7 protein-coding genes are annotated in these 5,965 nt (G+C 37.1%); 2 read left to right on the top strand and 5 right to left on the bottom strand.

Annotated features, from left to right (window positions below):
* Positions 1-1,643: tetratricopeptide repeat protein (locus AC2JBO_RS42190; protein WP_496959596.1), on the bottom strand; the 1,643-nt coding region annotated here is incomplete at its 3' end.
* A 645-nt stretch (positions 1,644-2,288) separates the two neighbouring features.
* On the opposite strand from AC2JBO_RS42190, the gene AC2JBO_RS42185 reads away from it, so the two are divergent.
* On the top strand, positions 2,289-2,537 hold the full coding sequence (locus tag AC2JBO_RS42185) for a type II toxin-antitoxin system RelN family antitoxin (RefSeq protein WP_496959595.1): 249 nt from the start codon (positions 2,289-2,291) through the stop codon (positions 2,535-2,537).
* A 38-nt stretch (positions 2,538-2,575) separates the two neighbouring features.
* Here the strand turns inward: AC2JBO_RS42185 and AC2JBO_RS42180 are convergent, their stop codons facing one another.
* The 3 genes from AC2JBO_RS42180 to AC2JBO_RS42170 all read right to left on the bottom strand — a co-directional run bounded on the left by AC2JBO_RS42180 (position 2,576) and on the right by AC2JBO_RS42170 (position 3,660).
* Entirely contained in the window at positions 2,576-2,770 is a 195-nt protein-coding gene (locus tag AC2JBO_RS42180; RefSeq protein WP_496959594.1) for a hypothetical protein, read from the bottom strand.
* A gap of 50 nt (positions 2,771-2,820) precedes the next feature.
* On the bottom strand, positions 2,821-3,018 hold the full coding sequence (locus AC2JBO_RS42175; RefSeq protein WP_496959593.1) for a hypothetical protein: 198 nt from the start codon (positions 3,016-3,018) through the stop codon (positions 2,821-2,823).
* 180 nt (positions 3,019-3,198) lie between these two features.
* A complete protein-coding gene (locus AC2JBO_RS42170) occupies positions 3,199-3,660 on the bottom strand; it encodes a DUF2141 domain-containing protein (RefSeq protein ID WP_496959592.1) in 462 nt (153 codons plus the stop codon).
* 33 nt (positions 3,661-3,693) lie between these two features.
* Between AC2JBO_RS42170 and AC2JBO_RS42165 the strand changes: the two genes are divergently transcribed.
* Positions 3,694-4,803 (top strand): glycosyltransferase family 4 protein, encoded by a 1,110-nt coding sequence (locus AC2JBO_RS42165; protein ID WP_496959591.1) that lies wholly within the window; start codon positions 3,694-3,696, stop codon positions 4,801-4,803.
* Between the two features lie 520 nt (positions 4,804-5,323).
* Here the strand turns inward: AC2JBO_RS42165 and AC2JBO_RS42160 are convergent.
* Positions 5,324-5,965: M16 family metallopeptidase (locus tag AC2JBO_RS42160; protein ID WP_496959590.1), on the bottom strand; the 642-nt coding region annotated here is incomplete at its 5' end.

Raw genomic sequence — 5,965 nt, 5'->3', positions numbered from 1 at the left:
TATGCATCGTTAGGATTCATTTTAATAGCTTGGTTGTAATCTTTAATTGCGGCTTGATAATCTCCTAAATTATCGTAAGATTTTCCTCTTAAAAAATAAACATATGCATAGTTAGGATTAATTTTAATACCCTGGTTTAAATCTTGAATTGCAGCTTGATTATCTCCTAATTCAGAGCGACCAAATCCTCGAAAACAATAAGCTTTTGCATCGTTAGCATTAATTTTAATAGCTTGATTTAAATCTTCAATTGCAGCTTGATTATCTCCTAACATAACGCGACCCAATCCTCGGTAAGAATAAGCAATTGCATCATTAGGATTAATTTTAATAGCTTGGTTAAAATCTTGAATTGCAGCTTGATTGTCTCCTAATTCAGCGCGTTCCAATCCTCGACAATAATAAGCTTTTGCATCGTTAGGATTAATTTTAATAGCTTGGTTGTAATCTTCAATTGCGGCTTGATTATCTCCTAATTCACCGCGAGCATATCCTCGGCAAGAATAAGCTTTTGCACCGTTAGGATTAATTTTAATAGCTTGGTTAAAATCTTGAATTGCAGCTTGATAATCTCCTAATTCACTGCGAGCATCTCCTCGGTTAAAATAAGCAACTGCATAGTTAGGATTAATTATAATAGCTTGGTTGAAATCTTCAATCGCGCGAATGTAATCTCCAGTCTTGAATTTTTTAAGACCTTCATTGTTGTAAAATTCAGCGTTTTTAGTCTGGTTTAATAGTACACTATTATGAGTTTGAGTACTTATTTCTAAGGGTGATGGCGGTAAAATAATTGTGGGGGCAATAAGTTTGTTTAGTTGTTGATTTAACAACTGCATCGCTTCTAAAGCTTCTGTGGCATTTTGGTGACGCTGACTAACACGACGACTTACCATTTTCTCCAGCACCTGGGCAAAATCATTAGTAATACTCACCCTAGGGCGCCAAATCACTTCTCCATCTTCATCGTCATTTAACAAATGGGGTGGTATTCCCGTCAGGGCTTGTATTCCCAGCATCCCCACAGCATAAATATCGCTTGCTAATTTGGGTTTCCCGTTAAATTGCTCTAATGGCATAAAACCAGGTGTTCCCACTCCTATTGTCAGATTAGTTTGCACGCTCGTTGTGAGCATTATTTGTTTAACTGTACCAAAGTCAATTAACACAATTTTATCATCAACCTGGCGGCGCATGATGTTTTTAGGGCTGATGTCACGGTGAATAATATTCTGTTGATGGACAACTACCAACACTTCTAAAATCTCACATAAAAGCTGGATAACTTCAAGTTCAGCTAGCTTTGTTCCTGGGGTGATAATTTTCGTTAAATCTACCCCATTGATAAAATCTTGAACTAAATAAAATTCTTCCTCTACTTGAAAATATTCTAATAAACTGGGAATTTGCGGGTGCAATTGGCTCAAATTATAAAGTGTCGCTGCTTCAGTAACGAAAGCATTTTTTACCCAATCTAAGTCTGCACCAGTAAAATTTTGGATTTTTAGACGTTTGACAACGCGCTTAGGCTTGGGATTGATGGGAACACCCAAATCCTCAGCAAGATAGGTTTCACCAAAACTACCTTGCCCTAAAAGTGAGATGATTTTATAGCGGTCGCGCAGTGTTGAACCTATCAGCATTAGAATCACCTAGCCATACCAATGGTTTTATTCTTACAAATTTTGTAGGAATTCAGCAATAAAAAGCTCCATGCCAATTTGGGTCTTGCTTTTGGGCAATTGAAAACAAACTGGTAAACCCGTTCCTGCTAATTAAAAATTGCGTTCATATCCGCGCGTATATTACAGTGCGGCGCCTAAAATTAATAGTTTGAGGTAATTTTATAGGTGCCAATAATAACAACTTAAATACATAGATACAAGTGAACTGATACTATATAAGCAAACAAGTCTTTTGACTACTACGACGTTGTGCTTATCGATTTCGGAAAACTATTTATATAATTTTTTAACGCCAAGCTATAAATATGTACTTACGTCAATACCTCTAAGGAATAATATTAAAATTTTCTAAATTACTAAACTACATTACCTTTCTTGTATAAGTATAAACTAAATATTTATCGCAATATTTTATACTTGGATAATTGCTTTCGGCTTGGTTACAAGATTCAGAGGAAGAAGATAATCAAGGAGAAGAGGGATGAATTCGCGATACAGCATTATCATTCAATAGTCAACAGAGGATAATAATCTTTCACGGTGTGTGGTAAAACGACAGGGTGTTTTAGTTAAAATATTGAAAAATAGAGGCGCCTGCTCCATATGAAAGCTGTTGAAGTAACTGCGAGTATTGACCAAAACGGAAACCTAATTCTGGATGAACCCATTCAAACAGAAAATAACTCGAATCGCGTTCGAGTTATAGTATTATTTACAGAACAAGAAGAAAATGACCCTGATGATACGCCTATAGAGGATGTTAAGGCTTCTTTAAGAAGAGGATTTCAGCAAGCTAAAGCTGGACAAACTAGACCAATCAGCGAGCTTTGGAGTAGAATTGATGCCGAATGAGGACGCTAGGGTTATCTAATTATAAAAATTTGCTTGTCTCAAGCTGGACTTAATTCCTGCATAGAGTTTTTCGCTTTGGCTACAACAAAAGGATATTCTGTATAGATTAGCCAATTTTCATCAATACATTTCATATTTGAATCAAAAATCAACGTCAATTCAGCTATTTCATATATTTCATCTTGGTGATTAAGCGATTTATTATCCTGATTTAATGTTGCAGCTTTAAGCAAAAAATTAATTGTTATCCAGCCAGACTCATCTTTTTTTTCGCTGGTTACATTTAAGTAACTGCTGATAAAGGTTGCTTCAATTGGGGTAATAAATTCAATCTCATCATAAAATTATTCTCATCTTGGTATCCAATTACTCTATAATTACAAGCTTTTAGGTGGTTTGCAACAAGTGTATCTAAATCAAGTTTATTAAGTATTTCCGCAAATTCTTGCCAAATTGAATGGTTACTTAAGTTAATAGTCATGAAAATTACTTGTTTTTATTTTTGCTTTGATTCCTAACGTGCTTAAAATAGAAGTTGCCACAATACTACGTAGGTTTTGACATTTTCTAGAATTGATCCCCCCAACCCCCCTTAATAAGGGGGGCAGGGGGGATCAATTTCTTGCAGTATTGGAAGTTGTCAGGAATCTAAGCATTTTAATTAAAATCCAGACAAATACTTCATATTGATTTTGATGTCAGTTTGAGGTCCAGCAATAAAAAATGCTGACTCGCTAAATTTCGGCGCCCGATTTGTAATTTCTGGGTTTTGAGAAAAACCGAAACCTTCGCGCGGCATTCCTACGCTGTCAAACTCCATTTTTTTAGTACCATTTTCATCGTGCAGTAAAACAATAGCGTAGCTACCTGCTTTTAAATCGTTAAATTTAATATTTAGGGGAGTTTCTGTAATTTTGAAGCATTTATCTTGTAGAGCTTTTTTTCCGTCATCTGGAAATCCTTTGCTGCTACTAAATAGAGTGATGCAAACTTGTCCTACATTATTTCTCAATCCGTCGATTTCAACATTAAGACTTCCTTTAAAATCAGCGTTTGCGCTTGTAGAGAATAGCAACCCTAATAATGGCGCCCATGCTAAGTTAATTCCGAATCGTTTCGTCATAAAATTAAAGTTTACCTTGATGTTTCAAGTACTATGCAGAATATAACACCATCACCCAAACGTTTGAAGTTACTTTTCGTCTCAACTCCGGTAGGAGGACTTGGGACTGGACTAGGTGGAGGTGTTGAATTAAGTTTATACAACATTGCTAAATATTTTCTAGACCAGGGTCATACGTTGCAAATAGTTGCTCCCGAAGGTTCATTATGGAATCGGGAGATTTTTAATATAGTTGAAATTACTGGCAGTTTACAAGTTATTGCTCAAATTCAGGAACGTGATACTCCTATAACTATGCCCGAAAACTCGCTATTGGCGAATATGTGGGAATACGCGCGCTCTGTTCAAAACGAGTATGACTTAATTGTAAATTTTGCTTACGATTGGTTGCCATTTTACTTAACACCGTTTTTTCAAACACCGATAGCCCACTTTGTCAGTATGGGTTCGCTTAGTAATGCTCTCGACAAAGTTATTGCTCAAATCTCAAAGTTATATCCTGGCACAATTGGATTTTATACTCCCTCACAAGGCGCCACTTTTCCAAATTTAACTCATCCGTTATATTACTTAAGTAGTGGTATAGATTTAGCTTTATATGAATTTTGTGCTGAACCGAAAGAGCAACTGGCAATTTTAGGAAGAATTTCTCCTGAAAAGGGCTTAGAAGATGCGGTAGCAGTTGCGGCAAAAACGAATATACCGTTAAAAATAATGGGCAAAATGCAAGATGAAGCTTACTGGCAAAAAATTATAAACGATTATCAAGGGGCGCCAATTGAATATTTAGGATTTCTATCAACTGATAAAATGCAGCAAGTTGTACGTGAGTGCAAAGGGTTATTAATGGCGCCAAGGTGGGTAGAAGCGTTTGGTAATGTAGCAATAGAAGCGCTTGCGTGTGGTGTTCCGGTAATATCTTATGCGCGCGGAGGTCCTGCGTCCATAATTAAACACGGCAAAACAGGGTTTTTAGTTGAACCTGATAGTGTAACAGGTTTAATAGACGCTGTTAAACATTTAGATAGTATCGACCGTTATGAATGTAGAAAACAAGCTGAGACAGAATTTTCAGTTTCGGCTTTGGGCGCCAGGTTTCTTCAATGGTTTGAAGATATTTTGCAACGGATACAACGGATGTAACGGATGTAACGGATAAACAGAAGATATTTTAAGATTGTAGGTGTGGCTATGCCACCATAGATTACACGTGTCTATCACACGTTACAAGTATCAAAAACTTGAGGCACCCGAAATATGACTCAACCCCTTCTTAAGTTTCTAGCAACAGACAATTATAAAAATTTGTCAATAGTGGTTCATGTCAATAGTTTTGGTGTGTTTTCTGCTTTTCTTTCTTCCTTTGTGTCCTTTGTGTCTTTGTGGTTCATTTCTCTTAACCACCCAAATTTAATGACACAAACCAATAGCTTCTTGTTCCTTAATAAAGGGGGCTAAGAAGAGCTTCTTGTTCCCCCCTTCCACGCCTACGGTGTACACACAAGTCTCTAAAAGTTGCCTTTCTTCTCTTTCTTTGCCTCTTTGCGTCCTTTGCGGTTCGTAAAAAAATAACCGCAAATTACGCGAAGGGAAGGAATATAAGAATGATAAAAAGATGTGTGTACACGGTAGCCTTCCACGCGGGGGGTTAGGGGGGATTTTGCTAACTTTGTGAGCTTGCTGTCGGACTAGGTATTGTAACGTCAATAGGTGTTACTTTGGTGGCAAGTTGTGATAGTGGAGGATTAATTGCTGTTTGGTTTCCTACTACTAGGGTAACTAAATTATTGGGTTTGAGATATTTTTGTGCGACTCTTTGGATATCGGCAATTGTTGTTGCTTCTACTTGTTTACGATAAGTAAATAGAAAGTCGGCTGGATATCCGTAATATTCGTATCGAATTAAGCGTGATAAGGTTTGTGCTGGGTCTTCAAAGTTGAAGACAAATGAGTTGAGTGTGGAGTCTTTGGCAAATGCTAGTTCGTTTGCTGTTACTGGTTCGCTTTGTAATTGTTTAATTTCTGTTTGGATAGCTTTGATAAATTGTACGGTTGCATCCGAACGAGTTTGTCCACCAGCAATAAACATACCGGGATAATCAAATGCAGGACTCCAGTATCCATATACCGAATATGCTAATCCTTGACGCGAACGTACTTCGTTAAATAGGCGCCCACCAAACCCATTCAAGACTCCGTTGAGTACATCTAATGCTGCATAGTCAGGACTATTGAATTGTCCACCTAAATGCCCAATCAAAACATTACTTTGTGTTAACTGCGGTTGGTTAACAAAGTACACACC

Source organism: Calothrix sp. CBUCES-K 9914 (genome assembly GCF_059640475.1).
This window is presented reverse-complemented; position numbering and strand designations above follow the sequence as displayed.

Bases quoted from the DNA above. Each gene is read 5' to 3' on its own strand.
- AC2JBO_RS42185 (WP_496959595.1), top strand. From the start codon at position 2,289: ATGAAAGCTGTTGAAGTAACTGCGAGTATTGACCAAAACGGAAACCTA.
- AC2JBO_RS42175 (WP_496959593.1), bottom strand. From the start codon at position 3,018: ATGACTATTAACTTAAGTAACCATTCAATTTGGCAAGAATTTGCGGAA.
- AC2JBO_RS42170 (WP_496959592.1), bottom strand. From the start codon at position 3,660: ATGACGAAACGATTCGGAATTAACTTAGCATGGGCGCCATTATTAGGG.
- AC2JBO_RS42165 (WP_496959591.1), top strand. From the start codon at position 3,694: ATGCAGAATATAACACCATCACCCAAACGTTTGAAGTTACTTTTCGTC.